Source organism: Amycolatopsis sp. 3B14, from assembly GCF_050958625.1.
Classification (GTDB): Bacteria; Actinomycetota; Actinomycetes; order Mycobacteriales; family Pseudonocardiaceae; genus Amycolatopsis_E; species Amycolatopsis_E thermoflava.
Genome location: NZ_JBHZEN010000026.1, coordinates 1 through 20790 on the forward strand (window position 1 = coordinate 1; position 20790 = coordinate 20790).

Here is a 20790-nt window from a genome sequence, read left to right on the forward strand (position 1 = left end):
TTTGTGTTCTCGGCTGCCGGACCCAGCGCGGGTTGCGGCCCTGGCTCAAGGTGATCGTCACGTGTCAGGCGACGGGATGACCACCCAGCTACCTTGGTTTGTTTGTTCAAAACGGCTCGTCGTGGAGCCAGTCCAGTGCTTTGCGCGCCGCATTCGACACGGCGCGGTCGGGGTGTGCCACGACGACCGATTCGAGCACTTCCCGCGCGCTCGGGTGGCCGCAGATCGTCGCGCCTGCCAGGAACAGCAGTTGGTCCGGTCGGGGTTGTGAGGCGAAGTCGGCGAGGGCCTTTTCCCGGCCTTCCGTCCGGATGTCCGCCGCCAGTAGGTCCACCTTGCTGTATGTGCGCTCGCGGCCGGCGACCTCGCTGCGGTCGATCAGGCCCGCGTCGAACAGCCACGTCGTCGCGGCTGGGCCGGCTGCCGAGTGGTCCCGCAGTGCGGCGATCGCCGCGACGCCGTCGCCGCCGAGGCGCGCCAGCAGGCGGAACGTCAGCATCAGGTGCTCGAAGTCGTCCGTCCGGCGGGCCAGCGCCGACAGCTCGGCGATCGCGCGTTCCGGGTCCCGCGCGCGCAGCCACGTCGCCGAGCCCTCGTCGAGCACCTGCGCGTCCAGCGGCGCCAGGCGTGCGAACAGGACCTCCGCCGTCTCGGTCGCGAGGTCGTCCACCGTCAGCACCGGCTCGCCCTCGGCGACCCGCAGTTCGTAGGCCGCCTGCACGCCGAGTGGCAGCAGCTGCACGACCTGCCGCTCCTCCTCGGGCACCTCGTCGAGGTAGTCCACCCCGGCGAAGTCCAGCAGGTCCTCGACGTGCTCCTCGCCCGCGGGGAAGATCTCCACCAGCCCGTATTCGGCCAGCCGGTGCACCACCCGCAGGATCGTGCCGCCGTCGCCGCCCAGCATCTCCACCAGCATCGGGATGGTGGCAGGCTCCGAAGCCAGCTCGGTGACCATCTCGGCCGCGACCGGGTTGCCCAGGATCGACGCCACCGCCGCCCGCCACAGCTCGACCGGGTCGGCCAGCCGCCGCGCCGCCTTCTTCACCGGCACCAGCCGTCCGCGGTAGACCCGCACCACCCCGGCCCGCTTGGCCATCGCGACGAACTCGGCGGGCGCGCTGATCTCCGCCAGGTCCCGGCCGTCGCCGATCCACTCGACGAACCGGCGCAGCTGCGGCACCACCGCCGTGACCTCGGCCTCCGCCGCCAGCCGGTCGGGCGACGCGAGCGGGAACACCGGGGACGGCGCGGCCGCCTCCGCGTCCGGGTCGCCCTGGTAGTGGCGGTAGGCCAGGTCGTGCAGCAACGTCTGGTCGACCTCGACCTCACCCCGCCGCACCCGGTCGATGAACGCCTGCGCGGCGACCTCGTTCAGCGGGTCGATGCCGTGCTCGGCCATCGCGACGGCCCAGAACTTGGCCAGCCCGAAGTTCGACGGCTCGTTCATCGCCGTGTCGAACCGGTCGGCGATCGCGGTCAGGTACGTGCGCAGCACAGCCGGTTGCTCGCTGCGCTCGTCCAGCAGGTCGGCGTCGTCGAAGAAGTCCATCAGCGCCTCGACCGTGGACAGCACGGCCGAGGAGTGCGGGTCGAGCAGCACGACCTTGCGCGGGAACCACACCAGCAGCGCGTTGCGGAGGATGTCACGCGTCCAGCGGCCGAGCAGGCCGTCCCGTTCGAAGCGGAAGTCCAGCATCGCCCCGGCGACCACCGGGTCCACCACCCGTTGCCGCATCTGCGACCAGGCGTCCAGCTCGACGAGCAGCCGCTGCCGGGCGTCGATGAACTCTTCCTCGTCCGCTCCGGTGTACACCATCCGCATGGGTCCGATCGTCCCCCAGATGGCGCGTCTTCACACCCCCGGCGACCGCTGCGGGCCGCGAATTCCTTCGAATGCTGCAGCCAGCTGCAGCACACCGAGGTCGTCGAAGCGCCGTCCGGCGATCTGCAGCCCGACCGGCTGTCCCCCACTCGTATAACCGCAGTTCAACGACACCGCGGGCTGGCCGGACATGTTGTAGGGCACGGTGAACGCGATGTGCTCGAACGGCCGCTCCGGGTCGTTCGTCGGCGACGCCCACTCCGCGGGCGGGGCGGAAACCGGGCAGGTCGGCGACAGGACGAAGTCGTACGGCTCACCGGCACCCAGCGCGGCGACGCTGATCGCGTCCATCTGGGCGAACCCGCGGTACGCCGCGACACCGGAAACCTCCGCGCCGCCCTGCGCCCAGGCGGCGATGTACGGCAGCACCAGCGCCTGCCGTTCCGGTGGCAGCGCGCTGATGTCGCACCACGCCCGCACGCGCCAGAAGTCGTCGAGCCCGTCCAGCATTTCCCTGGTCAGGAAGGGTTCGACCGGTTCGACGATCGCGCCGGCCGCCTCGAACCGGCGGGCCGCGTCGAGCACCGCGGCCCGCACGTCGTCCTCGACCGGCAGCCCGACCCCGGCGTCCAGCTGCAGGCCCAGGCGCAGTCCGGTGACGTCGAGTTCCAATTGTGACCAGGCGATTTCCGCCGGGGGCAGGCTCAGGTGGTCCCGGCTGTCCGGCGCGGACACCACACCCATCAGCAACGCCGCGTCCGCCACCGTGCGCGTCAGGGGCCCGGCGACCCGGCCGGGGAACGGCGGGTGCACCGGCACCCGCCCGAAGCTCGGCTTGAGACCGACCAGCCCGCACCACCCGGCGGGCAGCCGGATCGAGCCGCCGATGTCGGTGCCGACGTGCAGCGGCCCATACCGGGCGGCGGCCGCGGCGGCGGCGCCCGCGCTCGACCCGCCGGGCGTCCGCGAGAGGTCCCACGGGTTGCGGCTCGCGGTGTGGAAGCTGGACAACCCCGAGGTCAGCATCCCGTAGTCGGGCATCGTGGTCTTGCCGAGCAGCACCGCACCGGCCTCGCGGACGCGGGCGGCGGCGGGCGCGTCAGCCGGGGCCGGGACCAGTTCGGTGGCCGCGGTGCCCAGCGGCACCGGCGTGCCCTTGGTCGCGATGTTCTCCTTCAACGTGAGCGGCACGCCGTCGAGCGGCCCCGCCTCCCCCGCGAGCCACCGCTGTTCGGACGCCTTGGCCGCGTCCCGCGCCTGCGATGGGTCGTACGCGTAGAGCGCGTGCAGGGACGGTTCCAGCGCGTCGATGCGGGTCAGCACCGCCTCGGTGACCTCGACCGGGGACAACGTCCCGGCGCGGTAGGCGGCGAGCAGTTCGGTCGCGGTCAGATCGGTCGGCTCCACGGGTCCCTCCTCATTCCGGCGGTGTGTAGCGGCCGTCCACCGCGGTCCAGCCGCCGTCGACGGCCAGCACCGCCCCGGTGACGAAGCTCGCGGCGTCGGAGGCCAGGTAGACGACGGCCCCGGCCAGCTCGGACGCCTTGGCCCAGCGGCCGAGCGCGCTCTTGCCCGCGTAGGCGGCGTACCAGTCGGGGCTGGCCTTGATCTGTTCGGTCAGCGGCGTTTCGACCACGCCGGGCGCGATCGCGTTGACCCGCACGCCGGACGGCCCGAACTCGGCTGCCGCGGTGCGGAACAGCTGGACGAGCCCCGCCTTGGTCGCCGCGTACGGCCCCTGACCCGGTTCGACGGTGGTGCCGCGGATCGAGGAGAACCCGATGATGCTGCCCCGCCCGCGCTCGACCATGCCGGCGCCGAAGGCCCGGACGACGTCGAAGGTCGCGCCGAGGTTGAGCGCGACGACCCGGTCGAACTCCTCGCGCCGGTAGTCGAGCAGGCGTTTGCGCACGTTGGTCGCCGCGGTCAGCACGACGACGTCGAGCGCGCCCAGCTCGCCCGCCGCCCGCTCGACCGCCGATGAGTCCAGCACGTCGATCTCGTAGGACTCGCCGCGGATCTCGCGCGCGGTCTCCGCCGCGGCGGCGGCGTTGCGGTCCGCGCAGATCACCTCCGCGCCGTGCGCGGCGAGGGCGAGCGCCGACTCGCGGCCGATGCCGCTGCCCGCGCCGAGCACCACGGCCCGCTTCCCGTCGAGCCGGAACAGCTTCTCGTAGTTCACGCCCTGATCACCGCCATCCGCGTCACGGTCAGCTCGTCGATCGCGAACCGCGGCCCCTCGCGCCCGATGCCGGAGTCCTTCACGCCGCCGTAGGGCATGGTGTCCGACCGGAACCCGGGCACCTCGTTCACCACGACACCGCCGACCTCCAGCTCGTCGAGCGCCCGCATCGCGGTGCGCAGCGAGCGGGTGAACACGCTCGCGTGCAGCCCGTACCGCGAGTCGTTGACCTGCGTGAACGCCGTGTCCACGTCGGGCACCCGACGCAGGCACACCACCGGCCCGAAGATCTCCTCGTCCCAGCAGTCCACGCCGTCCGGCACGTCGGTCAGCACAGTCGGCCGGATGATCCCGTCCACCGACTCGCCGCCCGCGGCCACCTGCGCGCCCGCGGCGACCGCCGCCGAGATCCAGTCGAGCACGCGACGGGTGGACCGTTCGTCGATCAGCGCCGACACCCGGGTCTTCTCGTCCCGCGGGTCGCCGGTGACGACCTCGGGCAGCCGGGCCAGCAGGCGTTCGGTGAACTCGTCCGCCACCGCGTCGACGACCAGCAGCCGCTGCACGGAGATGCACGCCTGCCCGGACGCGTAGAACCCGCCGCGCAGCACCGCGTCCACGGCCGCGTCGAGATCCGCGTCCTCGGCGACCACCAGCGCCGAGTTCGAGCCCAGTTCCAGCAGGGTCTTCCGCGGCGCCGCGTCCTTCGCGATGCGGTGCCCGACGGCAGCCGAGCCGGTGAACGACACCGCACCGATCCGCGGGTCGGTGACCAGCGCCGATCCGACCTCGGCGTCGCCGGTGACCAGCTGGACCATCGGCAGCGGCGCGCCGACGCCAGCCGCCGCCTCGCGCACGAGGTGCACCAGCCACAGCGTCGACAGCGGCGTCTGCGGCGCCGGCTTCACGATCACCGGGCACCCGGCCGCGATGGCCGGCGCGATCTTGTGCGAGGCGAGCAGCAGCGGGTAGTTGAACCCGGCGATGCCGACGACCACGCCGATCGGCTTGCGCACCCAGAACCCGGTGAGCCCCTCGCCGGCAGGCAGCAGGTCCAGCGGCACGGTCTCGCCGTGCAGCCGCGCGACCTCCTCGGCCGCGGCCTGCCACGTCACCAGCGTCCGCGCGACCTCGACGCGGCAGTCGACGAGCGGCTTGCCGGTCTCCACGACCAGCAACCCCTCCAGCTCGTCGCGCCACTCCAGCAGCGACCGGTGCACGCCGAGCAGCACCTCGCGGCGCACGTGCGAGGGCAGCTTCGCCACCTCCCGCGCGACGAGCACCGCCTCGTTGACCGCGAGGTGCGCCAGGTCGGGCGTGCCGACCGGCGCCCGCGCGACCACGCAGCCGTCGTAGGGGAACCTGATCTCCGTCGTGTCCGGTGTGGACACCCAGTCGGACCCGATCGGCAGTCCGTCGGGATAGGGGTCGAACATCATCGTCCTCCCTGCAGCCTGGCCAGTTCCGCACGCAGGTTCGGGGCCGCCGCGACGAGCTCCCTCGTGTAGGGATGTCGCGGATCGCCGTAGACCTGTTCCACCGCGCCCAGCTCGACGAGCTCCCCGGAGCGCATCACGGCGACCGTGTCGCAGACCCGGCGTACCACGGCGAGGTCGTGCGAAACGAACACCAGCGTCAGCTCGAAGCGTTCGGTCAGCTCGGCGAGGAGGTCGAGGATCTGTTTGCGCACCGACACGTCCAGCGCGCTGACCGGCTCGTCCGCGATCAGCACCCGCGGGTGCGGCGCGAGCGCGCGGGCGATCGAGATCCGCTGCCGCTGCCCGCCGGAGAACTGGTGCGGGTAGCGGCTCGCCGCGTCCGCGGGCAGCCCGACCGCGGTCAGCAGCTCCGCGACGCGGTCCGGGTCGCGGCGGCCCAGTGGCTCGGAAATGATGTCCCGCACGCGCATCCGCGGGTCGAGCGAGCCCATCGGGTCCTGGAACACCACCTGCACCGCGCGGCGCAGGAACCCCAGCTTCCGCTCGGGCAGGCCGTCGATCCGCCTGCCGTCGAAGGAGATCTCGCCGGAGGTGGGCCGGTCCAGCCCGGCCAGCAGGCGCACCAGGGTGGACTTGCCGGAGCCGGATTCGCCGACGATGCCGAATCGCTGCCCGGCCGCGACGGTGAACGACACCCCACGGAGCGCGCGCACCTCGCGTGGCCGCCGGTAGTGGCGGTGGACGTCTCGCAGTTCGATCACGCCGCCTCCAGGTCCGACGCGGCCAGCAGCTTCTTCGTGTAGTCGTGCCGCGGCCGGGTGAGGACGTCCGAAGTGGACCCTTCCTCGACGATCCGGCCCTCGAACATGACGAGCACCCGCGTGCACACCCGCGCCACCACCGCGAGGTCGTGCGTGATGAACAGCAGCGCCGTCTCCCGTTCGGCGACCCCGGTCAGGATCAGGTCGAGAACCTGCGCCTGCACGGTGACGTCGAGCGCCGTGGTCGGTTCGTCGCAGATCAGCAGCGCCGGGTCGTTGGCCAGGGCGATCGCCAGCACCACCCGCTGCCGCTGGCCGCCGGAGAGCTGGTGCGGGTAGGCGCGGGCGAGCTGCTCCGGATCGGGCAGCTTCACCGCGTCCAGCAACGCCACCGCGGCCTCGTGGGCCGCCCGCCGGGACTTGCGGGTGTGCAGCCGGATCGCCTCGGCGACCTGGCGGCCGACGCGCATCAGCGGGTTCAGCGCGGTCATCGGCTCCTGGAACACCATCGCCAGGTCCCGCCCCCGCCGCCGCGACAGCTCGCGCTCGGGCGCGCCCAGCAGCTCGGTGCCGGTCAGCTTCGCCGAACCGCTCGCCCGCAACCCCTCCGGCAGCAGGCCCATCACCGCGGACGCGGTCAGCGACTTGCCGGACCCGGACTCGCCGATCAGCCCGACCCGCTCACCGGCGCCGACCGCGAACGACACCCCGCGCACCAGCGCATGCGCACCGGCGTGCACGGACAGTTCCGACACTTCGAGGGTCATCGCCGCTCCAGCCGGGGGTCGAGGCGGTCACGCAGACCGTCGCCGAGCAAGTTGAACCCGAGCACCGCGATCGCGATCGCCAGACCCGGCACCAGCGCGAGCCGCGGCTGCACCGTCAGCAGTTCCTGGGACTCCTGCAGCATGCGCCCCCAGGACGGCGTCGGCGGCCGGGTGCCGAACCCGAGGAACGACAGCGCCGCCTCGGCCAGCACCGCGATGCCGAACGACACCGAGCACTGCACGATCACCAGCCCGCCGATGTTCGGCAGCACGTGCCGCCGCGCGATGAAGAACCGCGACCGGCCTGCCGAGCGCGCCGCGAGCACGTACTCGGTGCTCATCACCTGCAACGTGCCGGAGCGGGCCACCCGCGCGAACGACGGGATGGTCGCGACGCCGATCGCGATCATCGCGGTGACCGTGCTGGCGCCGTAGACCGCGCCGAGCATGATCGCCAGCAGCAGCGCCGGGAACGCGAGCACCAGGTCGTTGACCCGCATGACGAATTCGCCGAGCCACCGCATCGACATCCCGGCCAGGATGCCCAGCGGCGTGCCGACCAGCGCGGCGACGCCGACCGCGATCACGCCGACGTACAGCGTGGTGCGCGCGCCGACGAGGATCTGGCTGAACACGTCCCGGCCGAACTTGTCGGTGCCGAACCAGTGCTCGGCGCTCGGCCCGAGCAGCCGGGCGGTCGATTCGACCTTCAGCGGATCGTGCGGCGTCCACACGAACGACACCAGCGCCGCCAGCACCACGAGCCCGACCAGTACCGCGCCGGCGATCAACGCCGGCGATGTCCGCCCCTTCACCGCGCCGTCCTCAGCCGGGGGTCGATCACCACGTACAGCAGATCGACCACGAAGTTGACCACCAGCACCGCGACCACCAGCACGAGCACGATGCCCTGCACCGACAGCAGGTCGCGCGCGGACACCGAGTCCAGCAGCATGCTGCCCAGACCGGGCAGCACGAACACCCGCTCCACCACGACCGCGCCGACCAGCAGTGTGGTCAGCTGGAGCCCGAGCACGGTCACCACCGGGACGGCGGCGTTGCGCATGCCGTGCCGCATCAGCGCTGGGTACGGGCGCAGGCCTTTCGAGCGGGCGGTGCGCAGGTAGTCCTGGCCGAGCGTGTCCAGCACCGCCGAGCGCACGTACCGGGTGAGCACCGCGCCCTGCACGAGACCGAGCGACAGGGCGGGCAGGATCAGGCCGCGCAGGAACTCGCCGGCGTCCTGGTTCGGTGGCGTCCACCCGCCGGACGGCAGCCACCGCAGCTGCACCGCGAACACCTGCACCAGCAGGATCCCGGCAAGGAACGCAGGCACCGCGACACCGAGCTGCGACAGGCCGGAGATGGCCGTGCCGCCGAAGCGCCGGTGCCACACCGCGGCCAGCGCGCCGAACGGCACCGCGAGCACGACCGCGACCAGCATCCCCGCGCCCACCAGCCACAACGTCACGCCCAGCCGGTCGACCAGCTGCGGCCCGATCGCCTCGCCGGTGACGTAGGAGCGGCCGAAATCGCCCTGCAGCACCCCGCCCATCCAGCCCAGGTACTGCTCGACCAGCGGCCGGTCGAGCCCGAAGTCGGCGCGGGTGCGGGCGAGCAGCTCCGGGGTGGCGTTGATGCCGAGCGCGACCTGCGCCGGATCGCCGGGCAGCACCGCCATGAACGCGAACACCACGATGGAGGCGACCAGCACGCTGACCACCAGGATCGCCACACGGCGCAGGATCGCTAGCGCCATCAGCCCAGCCCCGTCAGGTCGAAGGACTCGCTGACCTGGTTTGCGGCGAGCCCGGTCACCTTCTTCTTCGCCACCACGACGTTCGGGTACAGGAACAGCCAGTCGGCCGCCGCGTCCGCGGTGATGGTGCGGGCGGCCTCGCGCATGTTCGCGACCTGCTGCTCCGGCGTGCCCGCGTCCGCATCCGAGATGAGCTGCTTGACCCGCGGGTTGTCGTAGCCCCAGTAGTACCTGGGGTTGCCGAAGGTCGTGATGTCGCGGGCTTCGACGTGCTGGACGATCGAGGCGTCGAAGTCGTGGTCGGTGAAGACCTGCTTGAGCCACACGGCCGGGAAGTCCAGCGGCTCGATCGTGACGCGCACGCCGATGTCGGCCAGATCCGAGGCGACCACCTGCGCGGCGGCCGTCGCGTACGGCAGGTTCGCGACGCGCAGCCGGATCGACAGGTTCGTCTGCCCCGCCTCGGCCAGCAGCGTCTTCGCCTGCACCGGGTCGTGCGGGTAGTAGCCGGCGAGGTCCTCGTACCAGGGATCGGTGGGCGGGACCATGCTGCCGAGCACCGTGCCGCGACCCGCCCACGCGGTGTCCAGCAAGGCCTTCCGGTCGATGGCCAGGGTGAGGGCGCGGCGGACGCGCACGTCGTTGAACGGGGCTTTCGCGCCGTTGAAGGAGAGCACGACCTCGCCGTTCGTGGTGCCCTGCAGGACGGTGAACCGGTTGTCGTTCTCGAACTGCGGGATCGAGTCCGGCGCGGTGATCTGCGCGATGACGTCGATGCCGTTGCTGAGCAGCGCGTTGTTCAACGCGGTCGGATCCTTGATGTACTTGAGGATCACGGTCCGGTAGACCGGTTTCCGGCCCCAGTAGGCCGGGTTGGCGGCCAGCACGATCGAGTCTCCGCGCCGCCGGGACTGCACCTCGTACGGCCCGGTGCCGACGGGCTTGCCCGCCAGGTCGGCGACCCCGGTGGGGCTGAACATCGCGCCGACGCGGCCGGTCATGTCGAACAGCCAGCCGTTGCTGGGTTTCTTCAGCACCACGCGGGCGTGCAGCGGGTCGACCACCTCGACGTGGTCCACGACGTCCATCTTGGACTTGATGGAGATCGTCCAGTCGGTCTTGACGCGGTCGATGGAGAACTTCACGTCGTCGGCGGTGAACGGCGCGCCGTTGCTGAACGTCACGCCGGGCTGGAGCTGGAAGTCGTAGGTCCGCCTGTCCTCGCTCACCGTCCAGGACCGGGCGAGCAACGGCACGATCTTGCCGCTGCCGTCGAGCTTCACCAGGCCCTCGTAGACGTTGTAGAGCAGGGCCTGCGGGATGGCCGTGCCGTCGGTGCGGGTGAAGTCGAAGTTCGCCGGCTCGGCGGTGAACCCGACGGCGAGCGTGTCCGGGCCGGAGCTGACCGAGGCCGTGGATCCGGCGGAGCAGGCCGAGACCACCAGCAGGAGCGCCAGTGCCGCGGAAATTCGGACTTTCATCCTCACCCCGAGTCAGTATGCTGGTCCGACCAGTAGCCTAGGTTTGCACCACACGGGGTGAAGGTCAAGACGACGATGGAGTTCGAGCCGGTCAGCCCGGTCCGCGCCTACGAGCGGATCGTGGAACAGATCGAGCAGGCCGTGCTCACCGGCCGGCTCCGGCCGGGCGAGCGGCTGCCCGGGGAACGCGAGCTGATGGCCCAGTTCGGGGTCAGCCGCTCCACGATCCGTGAGGCGCTGCGGGTCCTGCAGGCCGGCGAGGTGATCCGCTCGCGCCCTGGCGATCCGCGCGGGCCGGAGGTCCTGCCCGCGTCCCCGGCGAGCCTGCAGAAGTCGCTGGACCGGCTGGCGCGTGCGGAAACGCTGGGGCTGGCGGAGCTGTTGCAGTTCCGGATGATCCTGGAGGGCTCCGCGTACCGGCTGGCCGCGGAGTTGCGCACCGAGGAGGACCTGTCCGAGCTGCGCGCGGCGCTGGCGGCGATGACGGAGAGCCTGGACGACTACGCGACGTTCAGCCGCGCCGACGTCGCCTTCCACGACGTGGTCGCGCGGGCCGGGCGGAACACGCTGATCGTGGTGTGCGGCAAGGTCGTGCGCGGGGTGGTGCTGGACCTGATCGCGGGCAAGCTGGCGAACTCGACCGACCGGAAGGCGCTGATGGCGGCGTCGGTCGCGCACCACAAGGAAGTGCTGCGCGCGGTGGAGGACGGCGACGGCCCGCTGGCCGCCCGCCTGGCGCGGCGCGCCCTGTTCGACTACTACGCCGAGTACGTCGGCGCGGACGAGCGGGTCGTGCTGGAACACCTGCTGGACTGAAAATCCGTGGTGGCCGCCTCGGGTGATCGTTACGGTCCGGGGCATGGCGTACGAACACCCGCTGGCCTACGTACTCGGACTGGAAGGCCTGGCGCTGCTGCGATCCTTCCGCGGCGAGCACGACCACGCGTTCGTCGCGGAGCGCCTCGCCGAGATCCGGCGGCTGCTGGCGGAGTCCCCGGACGGTGTGGAGGTCGCGCACGTCGACCCGGTCGAGGGTTACGACCTGTGGGCGCCGACCTACGACGCCCCGAACCCGGCGTTCGACTTCGACGAGCCGTTCGTGCGCGAGGTCGCCTGCCGGCTGTCCCCGGGGGTGGCGCTGGACGCGGCCTGCGGAACCGGACGGGTGGCGGCGGTGCTCGCGGAGTGCGGCCACCGGGTGGTGGGCGTCGACTCGTCGCCCGGGATGCTCGGACAGGCCCGGAAACGCTTGCCGGACGGGGAGTTCCACGTCGGGAGCCTCACCGCGCTGCCGTCCGGGCCGGTCGATCTGGTGACCTGCTCGCTCGCGTTGACGCACGTGCCGGACCTGGGCCCGGTGTTCGCGGAGTTCGCGCGCGTGCTGCGCCCCGGCGGGCGCGTGGTGATCGCCGACGTACACCCGGAACAGGTGGCGCGCGGGCACGTTCCGGCGGTGCGGCGCGCGGACGGCGCGCCGGGCCGGGTGCGCTCGCACTGCCACCGCACCGGCGACTACCTGCGGGCCGCGTTCGCCGCCGGGCTCGAACCGGTGCGGTGCGAGGAACCGGTGGCGCCGGTGCGGGAGATCCCGGCGGCCGAGCCGGGCCCGTGGGAGACGTGGCCGTGGTCGCTGGCCGGACTGGCGCCGGCGGCCGCGCAGGCCGCCGGCGCCGATGTCCCGTCGATGATCCTCTGGGAGTTCCGGAACTAGTCCTCGGCCAACAGGGCGTCGATCTGGCCCTCGGCGAGCTTCATACCTTCCTCCATGCCCATTTCGATCAGCTTTTCCAGCTGCTCCAGGCTGTCGAAGGAGTTCACGGTGGTCATCCGGGTGCCGCTGCCGTTCGCCTCCAGCGTGACCGCGCAGTGGATGACCGGCATCTCGGTGTTCCGCTCGCCCTTGTCGTCGGCGAAACCGTCGTCGAACTCCAGCCGGCGCGGGGCCTCGATCGCGGTGATCTCCCACCAGCCGTGGGACTTCGTGCCGTCCGGGCCGGTCATGAAGTAGCTGGAGCGGCCGCCGGCCTTGAAGTCGTGCTGCTCGAAGGTGGCGGGCCAGGTCGGCGGGCCCCACCACCGCTCGAGCCTGCGCGGGTCCTCCCACACGCGCCAGACCCGCTCCGGCGCGGCGTCGTACTCCGCGACGATCGTGAGGGTGAGGGCCTCGGTGTCCTTGTGCGAGCTGATGACCGTCATTCGTCCTCCTCGGACAGGATGTCGCCGATCGCGTCGGCGCGGTGGCGCCAGATCTGTTCGTATTCGTCGAGCAGGCGGGCCGCCTTGCGCAGGACCTCGGGATTGCCGTGCACGAGCTGCTGCCTCCCGCTCCGCTGTTTGACGACCAGCGATGCCCGCGCGAGCACCGCCACGTGTTTCTGCACGGCGGCGAAGCTCATGTCGTACCTGCGGGCGAGCTGCGAGATCGACTCCTCCTGACGGAGCACCCTGGTGACGATGTCGCGCCGGGTGGCGTCCGCGAGTGCGTGGAAGATCCGGTCGATCTCCGCGTCGTCGAGTTGACTTACAACCACATGGTTGTACGTTAGTGGCCGCGGAACCGTCTGGCAAGAGGTGACTCCTTGCTCCCGGCGGGACACCCGTAGTACACCCGTCCGTATGACTGGGGTCGGGCTCTGCCTGTCCGGTGGCGGCTACCGCGCGATGCTGTTCCACCTGGGCGCGTTGTGGCGCATCAACGAACTGGGCTGGCTGCCCGAGCTGACGCGGATCTCCAGCGTCTCCGGCGGCTCGATCACCGCGGGCGCGCTCGCCGTCGCATGGCCGCGGCTGGAGTTCACCGGCGGGGTGGCGGCGAACTTCACCGACGAGGTCGTGCGGCCGGTCCGCGCGCTCGCCGGGCGGACCCTCGACGTGCCGGTGATCCTGCGCGGCTTGGTGACACCCGGCCACAGCACCGGGGAAGCCCTCGCGGCGGCGTACCGGAAGCACCTGTTCGGCGACCTCCTGCTGCCGGACCTGCCCGCGCACGGCCCGCACTTCGTATTCACGGCGACCGACCTGCAGGACGGCGACCAGTGGTGGTTCTACCGGGAACGGCAGCAGGACCCGCCCGTGCAGCTCGCGACCGCGGTCGCGGCGTCGTCGGCGTTCCCGCCGTTCCTGTCGCCGGTCGTGCTGACCACGCCGGTGCCGGGCGAGGACCGGCGCATCGAGCTGAGCGACGCCGGCGTGTTCGACAACCTCGGCCTGGACCCGGTGATCGGGCACTGCGACACGGTCCTCGTCAGCGACGCCGGCAAGCGCATGGACAAGCTGCGGTCGGTGTCCCGGAACTGGCCGGGTCAGCTGCTGCGCACGCTCGACATCATGGACAACCAGGTCCGGGCGCTGCGCACGTCCTCGCTGATCAAGTCCTATGTGGACGGCACGTTCGCGGGCGCCTACTGGGGCAGCTACAGCGACATCGACAACTTCGAGGTCGACGACGCGCTCCCCGCGCCGCTCGGCCGGACCCGCGCGCTCGCGGAGTCACCCACCCGGCTGCGGCGCACCCCGGCCGTCGTGCAGGAGCGGCTGATCAACTGGGGCTACGCCATCTGCGACGCCGGGATGCGCCGGTGGGTCGACCCGAAGGCCAAGCCACCGGCGGACTTCCCATACCCGGCCGCGGGTGTCTAGCGGAGCAGCTCCTCGACGAGGTCGGCCGCCCGCGTCGAGCCGCCCTCGGCGCGGGTCTCGTCGCGCAGCCGGGCGGACGTGCGGGCGACCTCGGGGTCGGCGACGAGTTCCAGCAGGGTGGTCCGCAGCAGTTCGGCCGTCGCGTCCGCGGTGTCGATCCGCCGCGCCACGCCGAGTTCGACCAGGCGGTCGGCGTTCATGAACTGCTCGGCGGCCTGCGGCACCGCGATCATCGGCACGCCCGCGTGCAGTCCTTCGGCGCTGCTGCCCATGCCGGCGTGCGTGACGAACGCGTCGGCCTGCGCCAGGATCGCCGGCTGCGGCACCCAGGACCGGACCTCGACGTTGGCCGGGACCTCCCCCAGCTCGGCCGGGTCGACGAACTTGCCGATCTGCAGCACCACGTGCCAGCCGGGCAGGTTCCCGAACGCGGCGAGGCACTCCCGGTAGAACGCGGCCTGGCGTGTGTAGGCCGAGCCGAGCGAGACCAGCAGGACCTTCCCGGCGTCGGCGGGCCGCGTCCACCCGCCCGCGTCCGCGCGATCGCCGAGGCACGGACCCACGAAGGTCACGCTGTCGTCCACCCGGTCGGCGTTCGGCTGCATCGCGCGGGGGATCAACGCCAGCGCGCGCGGCGACCGGCCGGAGAACGCGTCGCTGTCCAAAGTGGTCGCCCCGCACGAGGCTAGCCAATCGGCGAACTTCGCCCGGTGCGCGTCGGCGCCGGGCAGCGCCCACAACTGCGCGGCGACCTCTTCCTCGTAGCCCTTCCAGGCCACGAACGTCGGCGACAACTGCACGAACGGGCGCCCCTGCGACTCGGCGAGGGCACGCGCGCCGTACGCCCCGATGTCGTAGAGGTAGAGGTCCGCCGGGGCCGCGTCGTAGACGGCGCGCAGCTGCGGGAGCGCCTGGATGGCGTCGTCGAGGAACAGGTCCATCGCGGCGATCGGGTCGGCGGGCCAGTCGTTGTCGGCCACCGGCAGCGTCGAGGTGCACGGCACCAGTTCGGCGCCGGTCGGCTCGATCAGGTGGGCCACGGCCGGGTCGTTGGCGTAGGTGACGCGGTGGCCGCGGGCGACCAGCTCGCGGATCACTTCGAGGCTGGGCAGGACGTGGCTGACGGCCGGGACCCCGACCATGGCGATGTGCTTACTCATGTCAGGCGCGACCCTAACGGGCTCGCGCCGGGCGGGCACGCGCATTTCCTTGACCTCCAGTTATCTGGAGGTTCTAGCGTGAATGCCATGATCTTCACCGAACGCGAGCGCACGTACCTCGCCGGCCAGCGGCTCGGCCGCATGGGCACCGTCGACGCCAAGGGGCGCCCGCAGGTCCGGCCGCTGGGCTTCCGGCTCAACGACGACGGCACGATCGACATCGGCGGCCCCGACCTCAGCAAGAGCCAGAAGTGGCGCAACCTCGAACGCAACCCCGAGGTGTCGTTCGTCGTCGACGACATCGCCCCCGACGAGCCGGGCGCCGTCAAGCCCGGCTGGGGGCGCGGCGTCGAGGTCCGCGGCACGGCCGAACTGCTCACCGGCGTCGAGCCGCCGTCGTTCGGGCGCGGCTTCTTCAGCGACGAGCTGATCCGGATCCACCCGCGCGTCGTGCACGCCTGGCACCTGGACCCGGACCAGCTGACGCGGCGGGCTCAGGTCAGCGCCTGAGCCAGGTCCCGCCAGAGGTCCTCCGGGTCCTCCAGGCCGACGCTGAACCGCACCAGGCCGGCAGGCACGTGCGCGTCGCCCGGCCACATCGCGCGGCGCTCGACGATGCTTTCCACCCCGCCGAGGCTGGTGGCGTGCCGGATCAGCCGCAGCGACGCGCACAGGCGGTCGGCGGCGTCCGCGTCGGCCAGGTCGAAGGCGATCATCGTGCCCTGGCCGGGGTAACGCACCTTCGTCACCGCGGGGTGCTCGCCGAGCCGCTCCGCGAGCAGCGCCGCGGTGCGGGACTGCTCGGCCAGCCGGACCGGCAGCGTCCGCAGCCCGCGCAACGCGAGCCACGCCTCCAGCGCGCCGGGCGTGGCGCCGTTGCGGGTGCGGGCGTCGCGCAGCTCCCCGGCCACGCCCTCGTCCGCCGCGATGGTCAGCCCGAGCAGCAGGTCGCTGTGCCCGCCGATCAGCTTGGTCGCGCTGTGCACGACGATGTCCGCGCCCAGCGACAGCGGCTGCTGGCCGAGCGGGGTGGCGAACGTGTTGTCCACGACGACCCGCGCGCGGTGGCCCGTCAGCGCGGCGATGTCGATCAGGTCCAGGGTCGGGTTGGTCGGCGACTCGACCCACACCACGTCGGCCTCGCGGGCGGCGGCCAGCCAGCCCTCCCGGTCGGACGGCTCGATGCGGCGCACCTTCAGCCGCCCCTTGGCCGCGGCGTGGTCGAGCAGCCCGCGGGTGCCCGCATAGCTGTAGACCGGCACGGCGACCTCGGCGCCGACGTCCAGCAGGTCCAGCACCGCGGCCGCGGTGGCGATGCCGGACGCGAACGCCGTCGCGTGCCCGCCTTCGAGCGCTCCCACCGCTTCTTCGAGCGCGGCCCAGGTCGGCGTGCCGTCCTCCCGCGCGTACCGAAAGCCCGCGCCGGCCAGGTAGGTGCTCGCCGGCACCAGCGGGGTGTTCAGCGGCTCACCGGGTTCGTCCGGCCGCCCGGCGGCCACCGCGCGGCTGCGCGGGGTGAGGTCGTCGAGGTTCACGCTGCTCATTACAACAGCCGACCGTGAGCTGGGCGTGCGACCCCCGGAGCCGCTGGGTACCGTGCAGCGACCGCAAACACAGGGAGGAACACGCATGGCACTCGAACGCCCCGAGGTCGACAAGCCGACCGGGCCGCCCCCGGCCGAGCTGGAGGTCACCGACCTCACCGTCGGCGACGGCCCCCAAGCCGCCGCGGGCAACGTCGTGTCCGTGCACTACGTCGGCGTCTCGCACTCGACCGGCGCGGAGTTCGACGCGTCCTGGAACCGGGGCGAGCCGCTGCGCTTCCCGCTCGGCGCCGGGCACGTCATCCCGGGCTGGGACCAGGGCGTGCAGGGCATGAAGGTCGGCGGCCGCCGCCGTCTGGTCATCCCGCCGCACCTGGCCTACGGCGACCGCGGCGCGGGCAACGTCATCAAGCCGGGCGAGACCCTCGTCTTCGTGGTGGACCTGGTCGACGTCAGCTGAGCCGGGACGCCACCCCCGCCAGCAGGCCGGCCACGGCCTCGACGTGCGCGGCCGGCCGGGGCCGGTGCACCGCGTACACCTCGCGGTCCAGCGCGCTCCCGGCCAGGTCGCGCACCACGATCCCGTCGGCGCCACGCACCACGCTCGCCGGCACCAGCGCCGCGCCCAGCCCGGCCCGGACCAGCGCGAGGATCGCCGCGTAGTCCCGGGTCTCGTAGGCGATCCGCGGCTCCACCCCGTCCTTGGCGGCCAGCAGGTCCAGGCACGGGCGGTCGGCCGAGATCCAGTCGTCGTCGGCGAGGTCGACCAGCTTCACCTCGGGCTTGCGCGCCGCCGGGTGGTGGGCGGGCAACACCAGCCGCAGCCGGTCGGCGAGCAGCGGCACCCGCGTCAGCCCGCGTGACGGCGGCAGCTGCCGCCCCGGGTAGCGGTGGGTGATCAACAGATCGAGCTCGCCCGAGACCACCAGGTCGTAGCCCTCCGGCGGCTCCAGGTCCACCAGCCGCAGCCGGGTCGCCGGGTACGCGCGCCGGAACTCCCCCACCACCTGCGGCAACAGCACCTGCCCCGCGGTCGCGAAGGTGCCCACCGTCAACGCGGCGGGCGGCTGGTCGCGCAGGGACGCAAGCGTTTGCTCCGCCTCCCGCAGCTCCCCGGCGATCGCCTCGCCGTGCCGGACCAGCAGCCGTCCGGCCTCGGTGAGCACCGTGCCGGTCGCCCGGCGCTCCAGCAGCGCGCAGCCCGCCTCGCGTTCGAGGCGCGCCAGCTGCTGGGACAGCGCGGATGCGGTGAATCCCATGTTCCGCGCCGCGGTGGCGATGGACCCGGCGTGGGCGACCTCGACCAGGACGCGCAGCCGTTCGGCGACAAGCATGCCGTAAGTATCGCTAATGCCGGGCAACGGGAAAGCGCTGGCGGCTTACGGCCGTGCTGCGCACAGTGGAGTCATGACAAGCACGGTCGTCCCCGACGTCACCGCCGCCGCGGAACGCATCCGCCCGTACGTCCGCCACACCCCGGTGCTGCGTGCCGAAGTCGACGGCCGCCCGCTCGTGCTGAAGCTCGAGCACCTGCAGCGCACCGGCTCGTTCAAGCTTCGTGGCGCGCTGAACGCCCTGCTTACCGGGGAGCGGCCGGAGCAGGTCGTCACGGCGTCCGGCGGCAACCACGGCATCGGCGTGGCGACCGCCGCGGCGATCCTCGGCCTGCCCGCGACCGTGTTCGTGCCGGACGGCGTGCCGCCGAGCAAGGCACGCCGGGTCGAAGCGGCCGGCGCCCGGCTGGTGCGGGCGGGCACGCGGTACTCGGACGCGGCGGCTGCCGCCCGCGAAGCCGCGCAGGCGCCGGGAGCGCGGTACGTCGAGGCGTACAACGACCCGGTCGTGGTCGCCGGCCAGGGCACGGTGGCGGCGGAGATCATCGCCGACGCGCCCGAGGTGGACGCGATCGCGGTGGCCGTCGGCGGTGGCGGGCTCGCGGCCGGGGTGGCGCTCGGCTCCGGCGGGCGGCTGACGGTCGCGGTCGAGCCGGAGCGGTGCTCCTGCCTGCACCAGGCGCTCGCCGCCGGTCACCCGGTGGACGCGGAGGTGGACTCGGTCGCCGCGTCGGCGCTGGGCGCGACCCGCGTCGGGGAGGTCCCGTTCGAGGTGCTGTCCGGGCCGGGCGTGCGGTCGCTGGTCGTCGGCGAAGCGGAGATCCTGGCAGCGCGGGACCGCCTGTGGGACGAATTCCGGCTGGCCGTCGAACCGGCGGCCGCGGTGCCGTTCGCCGCGTGGCTGGCCGGCGCCGTGCCCGGCGAAGTGCCCTGCGTCCTGCTCTGCGGCGCCAACGCGGACTGGACGCCGTGAATACCCTGGGTCCATGCCGGAACCCATCCTGGTGAGCATCGCCACCGCCGCTGCGACGAAGGCCGTGCAGGGCCTGTACGAGCTGATCAAACGGCGGTTCGCCGACGACCCGGAGGCGACCGCGGTGCTCGAGACCGCGACGCCTGAGGCGCCGGAGACTATCGAGGTCCTCGCCGAGCGCCTCGACCAGGCGGGCCGCGAGGACCCGGAGTTCGCCGGCGCCCTGCGCGAGGCGTGGAGCCAGCACGGCGACGGCGCGAACAACCAGATTTCCGGCACGGTCCACGGCAACGTCGTCCAGGCGCGGGACATCCAGGGCAACATCAGCTTCTGAGATCACCACGGCACTCACGAGCACCCGGCCAGGGCGGGCATCCGAGGCCTCGGCAGTCGCCGTCGTTCAGATACGTCGAGCAACGAAAAAACCCGGGCTCTGGGATCCAGAGCCCGGGTCATCGGGTGGGCGAGGAGGGAGTTGAACCCTCACGTCCTTTCGGACACACGGACCTGAACCGTGCGCGTCTGCCATTCCGCCACTCGCCCGAGTTGCCTGCGACAGCGAAGAGAACTCTAGCAGGCCGTTTCGGGGCCCTTCACCGGGGGTCGTGTCGAAGGGCGCGGATCCCGATAGGATCGATGCGAAAGCACATGGTGCGGAGGAGGGTGAGGGTTTCCGTGGGTCGCGTTGAGCGCTTCGATCGACGCCTGGAATCCCTGGTGGGAAACACCTTCGCACGCATGTTCGGCGGCAATGTCGTCACGCAAGAGGTGGCGCAGGCCCTGGAACGCGAAGGCGAGGACAACGTTCGTGAGCTGGCCGGTGGCAGGCTGCTCGCCCCCAACCACTACATCGTGTCGCTGGGGCCGACTGACTACGACCGGATGGCCGGCGATGAGTTGCGCGTCACCCGGGTACTCACGGAAGCCGTCAAGGAGCACCTCGCCGAACACGGTTGGGACACCTATGGTGACGTCGTAGTTTCGCTCGAGCGCAACGACGCGCTGCATACTGGACAATTCAAGACCCGTTCATCCGTCGACCCCGACGTCAGCGCGCGTAACGTCGCGGGTGCAGGACGGTCAGCACGACCCAGCAACGCAGGAGACCCAGCAATGAGCCAGCCCCCCGGCTACGGCCAAGGCCAATACGACCAGGGTGACCCGTACGGCCAGCAGGGCCAGTACGGCTACGGACAGCAGGGACAGCCCGGTTATGACCAGGGTGGCTATGGCCAGCCGGGTTACGACCAGGGTTACGGCCAGCAGCCCGGGTACGACCAGGGCGGCTACGGCGGTGGTCAGCCCGGTTACGACCAGGGCGCCGGCTACGGCGGCCAGCCGGGTTACGACCAGGGTTACGGGCAGCAGCAGCCCGGCTACGACCAGGGCTACGGCCAGCCGCAGGGCGGGTACGACCAGGGCTACGGCCAGCAGCCCGGCTACGACCAGGGCTACGGCCAGCCGCAGGGTGGCTACGACCAGGGCTACGGGCAGCAGCCCGGCTACGGCACCCCGCCGGGCGGCTACGGTCCGCCGCAGGGCGCTCCGGACCCGTACGCGCAGCAGGGCTACGCTCCGCCGCCCGCAGCGCCGGGCGCGGGCCGCCAGCTGCAGGCCGTTCTCCAGCTCGACGACGGCTCGAACCGGAACTACACCCTCAAGCAGGGCGGCAACGTCATCGGCCGCGGCCAGGACGCCGACTTCCGCCTGCCCGACACCGGTGTCTCCCGCCGCCACCTGGAGATCACCTGGGACGGCCAGAGCGCGACGCTCGCCGACATCGGCTCCACGAACGGCACCACGGTCAACGGCACCCCGGTGCAGACGTGGCAGCTCGCGGACGGCGACGTGATCCGGGTCGGCCACTCCTCGCTGGTGTTCCGCACGCAGGGCTGACACGCGCGCCGGTAACCTGCGCCTGACCGGGTT

At 72.2% G+C, this 20790-nt stretch carries 22 protein-coding genes and 1 tRNA gene; 8 read left to right on the forward strand and 15 right to left on the reverse strand.

From position 1 onward, the window contains the following. Positions 1-106 precede the first annotated feature (106 nt). The 9 genes from ACCP09_RS16500 to ACCP09_RS16540 are packed head-to-tail and all read right to left on the reverse strand — an operon-like array spanning position 107 to position 10211. Positions 107-1822, reverse strand: coding sequence for a hypothetical protein (locus tag ACCP09_RS16500; protein WP_123684333.1), 1716 nt, complete (start codon positions 1820-1822; stop codon positions 107-109). Between the two features lie 30 nt (positions 1823-1852). Next, the gene (locus ACCP09_RS16505; RefSeq protein WP_433747621.1) at positions 1853-3229 is read right to left on the reverse strand and encodes an amidase; all 1377 of its coding nucleotides are present in this window, start codon (positions 3227-3229) and stop codon (positions 1853-1855) included. A gap of 10 nt (positions 3230-3239) precedes the next feature. Continuing rightward, on the reverse strand, positions 3240-4004 hold the full coding sequence (locus ACCP09_RS16510; RefSeq protein ID WP_027933133.1) for an SDR family NAD(P)-dependent oxidoreductase: 765 nt from the start codon (positions 4002-4004) through the stop codon (positions 3240-3242). After that, a complete protein-coding gene (locus ACCP09_RS16515) occupies positions 4001-5440 on the reverse strand; it encodes an aldehyde dehydrogenase family protein (RefSeq protein WP_027933134.1) in 1440 nt (479 codons plus the stop codon). The genes ACCP09_RS16510 and ACCP09_RS16515 overlap by 4 nt, the downstream gene beginning before the upstream one ends. Continuing rightward, positions 5440-6204 carry an ABC transporter ATP-binding protein gene (locus tag ACCP09_RS16520; RefSeq protein WP_433747625.1) on the reverse strand — a complete coding sequence of 255 codons (765 nt, stop codon included), beginning with the start codon at positions 6202-6204 and terminating at the stop codon, positions 5440-5442. Before ACCP09_RS16520 ends, ACCP09_RS16515 begins: the two co-directional genes overlap by 1 nt. Continuing rightward, the gene (locus ACCP09_RS16525; protein WP_433747628.1) at positions 6201-6971 is read right to left on the reverse strand and encodes an ABC transporter ATP-binding protein; all 771 of its coding nucleotides are present in this window, start codon (positions 6969-6971) and stop codon (positions 6201-6203) included. The genes ACCP09_RS16520 and ACCP09_RS16525 overlap by 4 nt, the downstream gene beginning before the upstream one ends. After that, positions 6968-7786, reverse strand: coding sequence for an ABC transporter permease (locus ACCP09_RS16530; protein WP_027933137.1), 819 nt, complete (start codon positions 7784-7786; stop codon positions 6968-6970). The genes ACCP09_RS16525 and ACCP09_RS16530 overlap by 4 nt, the downstream gene beginning before the upstream one ends. Next, positions 7783-8730 carry an ABC transporter permease gene (locus tag ACCP09_RS16535; RefSeq protein ID WP_433747631.1) on the reverse strand — a complete coding sequence of 316 codons (948 nt, stop codon included), beginning with the start codon at positions 8728-8730 and terminating at the stop codon, positions 7783-7785. Before ACCP09_RS16535 ends, ACCP09_RS16530 begins: the two co-directional genes overlap by 4 nt. Further along, positions 8730-10211, reverse strand: coding sequence for an ABC transporter substrate-binding protein (locus ACCP09_RS16540; protein WP_433747713.1), 1482 nt, complete (start codon positions 10209-10211; stop codon positions 8730-8732). The genes ACCP09_RS16535 and ACCP09_RS16540 overlap by 1 nt, the downstream gene beginning before the upstream one ends. A 75-nt stretch (positions 10212-10286) precedes the next feature. On the opposite strand from ACCP09_RS16540, the gene ACCP09_RS16545 reads away from it, so the two are divergent. Both ACCP09_RS16545 and ACCP09_RS16550 read left to right on the forward strand, forming a co-directional pair. Beyond that, positions 10287-11027 (forward strand): FadR/GntR family transcriptional regulator, encoded by a 741-nt coding sequence (locus ACCP09_RS16545; RefSeq protein ID WP_431903584.1) that lies wholly within the window; start codon positions 10287-10289, stop codon positions 11025-11027. 43 nt (positions 11028-11070) lie between these two features. Beyond that, a complete protein-coding gene (locus tag ACCP09_RS16550) occupies positions 11071-11922 on the forward strand; it encodes a class I SAM-dependent methyltransferase (protein ID WP_027933141.1) in 852 nt (283 codons plus the stop codon). Here ACCP09_RS16550 and ACCP09_RS16555 read toward each other — a convergent pair. Next, complete coding sequence (locus ACCP09_RS16555; protein WP_027933142.1) at positions 11919-12407, reverse strand: SRPBCC family protein; 489 nt, start codon at positions 12405-12407, stop codon at positions 11919-11921. The genes ACCP09_RS16550 and ACCP09_RS16555 overlap by 4 nt on opposite strands. Beyond that, positions 12404-12742, reverse strand: coding sequence for an ArsR/SmtB family transcription factor (locus ACCP09_RS16560; RefSeq protein WP_433747634.1), 339 nt, complete (start codon positions 12740-12742; stop codon positions 12404-12406). The genes ACCP09_RS16555 and ACCP09_RS16560 overlap by 4 nt, the downstream gene beginning before the upstream one ends. Positions 12743-12827: 85 nt before the next feature. Here ACCP09_RS16560 and ACCP09_RS16565 point away from each other — a divergent pair, with 85 nt between their 5' ends. Further along, the gene (locus ACCP09_RS16565) at positions 12828-13850 is read left to right on the forward strand and encodes a patatin-like phospholipase family protein (RefSeq protein ID WP_433747637.1); all 1023 of its coding nucleotides are present in this window, start codon (positions 12828-12830) and stop codon (positions 13848-13850) included. On the opposite strand, the gene ACCP09_RS16570 is transcribed toward ACCP09_RS16565, so the two are convergent. Then, a complete protein-coding gene (locus tag ACCP09_RS16570; protein WP_433747716.1) occupies positions 13847-15070 on the reverse strand; it encodes a macrolide family glycosyltransferase in 1224 nt (407 codons plus the stop codon). The genes ACCP09_RS16565 and ACCP09_RS16570 overlap by 4 nt on opposite strands. 27 nt (positions 15071-15097) lie before the next feature. On the opposite strand from ACCP09_RS16570, the gene ACCP09_RS16575 reads away from it, so the two are divergent. Further along, positions 15098-15520 (forward strand): PPOX class F420-dependent oxidoreductase, encoded by a 423-nt coding sequence (locus tag ACCP09_RS16575; protein ID WP_433747640.1) that lies wholly within the window; start codon positions 15098-15100, stop codon positions 15518-15520. Here the strand turns inward: ACCP09_RS16575 and ACCP09_RS16580 are convergent. Beyond that, on the reverse strand, positions 15505-16554 hold the full coding sequence (locus ACCP09_RS16580; protein WP_037322745.1) for a trans-sulfuration enzyme family protein: 1050 nt from the start codon (positions 16552-16554) through the stop codon (positions 15505-15507). The two genes, ACCP09_RS16575 and ACCP09_RS16580, sit on opposite strands and share 16 nt — an antisense overlap. An 85-nt stretch (positions 16555-16639) precedes the next feature. On the opposite strand from ACCP09_RS16580, the gene ACCP09_RS16585 reads away from it, so the two are divergent. Beyond that, positions 16640-17014: an FKBP-type peptidyl-prolyl cis-trans isomerase gene (locus ACCP09_RS16585; protein WP_017986021.1), complete on the forward strand. Its 375-nt coding sequence runs from the start codon at positions 16640-16642 to the stop codon at positions 17012-17014. On the opposite strand, the gene ACCP09_RS16590 is transcribed toward ACCP09_RS16585, so the two are convergent. Continuing rightward, a complete protein-coding gene (locus ACCP09_RS16590; RefSeq protein ID WP_433747644.1) occupies positions 17007-17888 on the reverse strand; it encodes a LysR family transcriptional regulator in 882 nt (293 codons plus the stop codon). The two genes, ACCP09_RS16585 and ACCP09_RS16590, sit on opposite strands and share 8 nt — an antisense overlap. 73 nt (positions 17889-17961) lie before the next feature. On the opposite strand from ACCP09_RS16590, the gene ACCP09_RS16595 reads away from it, so the two are divergent. Continuing rightward, positions 17962-18861, forward strand: a complete 900-nt coding sequence (locus ACCP09_RS16595) for a serine/threonine dehydratase (RefSeq protein WP_433747647.1) — start codon at positions 17962-17964, stop codon at positions 18859-18861. A gap of 13 nt (positions 18862-18874) precedes the next feature. Then, positions 18875-19195, forward strand: coding sequence for a hypothetical protein (locus ACCP09_RS16600; protein WP_027933150.1), 321 nt, complete (start codon positions 18875-18877; stop codon positions 19193-19195). A 126-nt stretch (positions 19196-19321) separates the two neighbouring features. On the opposite strand, the gene ACCP09_RS16605 is transcribed toward ACCP09_RS16600, so the two are convergent. After that, positions 19322-19404, reverse strand: a tRNA-Leu gene (locus ACCP09_RS16605). A gap of 132 nt (positions 19405-19536) precedes the next feature. Between ACCP09_RS16605 and ACCP09_RS16610 the strand changes: the two genes are divergently transcribed. Then, a complete protein-coding gene (locus tag ACCP09_RS16610; RefSeq protein ID WP_027933151.1) occupies positions 19537-20757 on the forward strand; it encodes a DUF3662 and FHA domain-containing protein in 1221 nt (406 codons plus the stop codon). Positions 20758-20790: the final 33 nt, after the last annotated feature.

Excerpts from the sequence above, each read along its gene's own strand:
- ACCP09_RS16500 (WP_123684333.1), bottom strand. The coding sequence starts at position 1,822 with ATGCGGATGGTGTACACCGGAGCGGACGAGGAAGAGTTCATCGACGCC.
- ACCP09_RS16515 (WP_027933134.1), bottom strand. The coding sequence starts at position 5,440 with ATGTTCGACCCCTATCCCGACGGACTGCCGATCGGGTCCGACTGGGTG.
- ACCP09_RS16525 (WP_433747628.1), bottom strand. The coding sequence starts at position 6,971 with ATGACCCTCGAAGTGTCGGAACTGTCCGTGCACGCCGGTGCGCATGCG.
- ACCP09_RS16535 (WP_433747631.1), bottom strand. The coding sequence starts at position 8,730 with ATGGCGCTAGCGATCCTGCGCCGTGTGGCGATCCTGGTGGTCAGCGTG.
- ACCP09_RS16540 (WP_433747713.1), bottom strand. The coding sequence starts at position 10,211 with ATGAAAGTCCGAATTTCCGCGGCACTGGCGCTCCTGCTGGTGGTCTCG.
- ACCP09_RS16545 (WP_431903584.1), top strand. The coding sequence starts at position 10,287 with ATGGAGTTCGAGCCGGTCAGCCCGGTCCGCGCCTACGAGCGGATCGTG.
- ACCP09_RS16550 (WP_027933141.1), top strand. The coding sequence starts at position 11,071 with ATGGCGTACGAACACCCGCTGGCCTACGTACTCGGACTGGAAGGCCTG.
- ACCP09_RS16555 (WP_027933142.1), bottom strand. The coding sequence starts at position 12,407 with ATGACGGTCATCAGCTCGCACAAGGACACCGAGGCCCTCACCCTCACG.
- ACCP09_RS16565 (WP_433747637.1), top strand. The coding sequence starts at position 12,828 with ATGACTGGGGTCGGGCTCTGCCTGTCCGGTGGCGGCTACCGCGCGATG.
- ACCP09_RS16575 (WP_433747640.1), top strand. The coding sequence starts at position 15,098 with ATGATCTTCACCGAACGCGAGCGCACGTACCTCGCCGGCCAGCGGCTC.
- ACCP09_RS16580 (WP_037322745.1), bottom strand. The coding sequence starts at position 16,554 with ATGAGCAGCGTGAACCTCGACGACCTCACCCCGCGCAGCCGCGCGGTG.
- ACCP09_RS16585 (WP_017986021.1), top strand. The coding sequence starts at position 16,640 with ATGGCACTCGAACGCCCCGAGGTCGACAAGCCGACCGGGCCGCCCCCG.
- ACCP09_RS16590 (WP_433747644.1), bottom strand. The coding sequence starts at position 17,888 with ATGCTTGTCGCCGAACGGCTGCGCGTCCTGGTCGAGGTCGCCCACGCC.
- ACCP09_RS16595 (WP_433747647.1), top strand. The coding sequence starts at position 17,962 with ATGACAAGCACGGTCGTCCCCGACGTCACCGCCGCCGCGGAACGCATC.
- ACCP09_RS16600 (WP_027933150.1), top strand. The coding sequence starts at position 18,875 with ATGCCGGAACCCATCCTGGTGAGCATCGCCACCGCCGCTGCGACGAAG.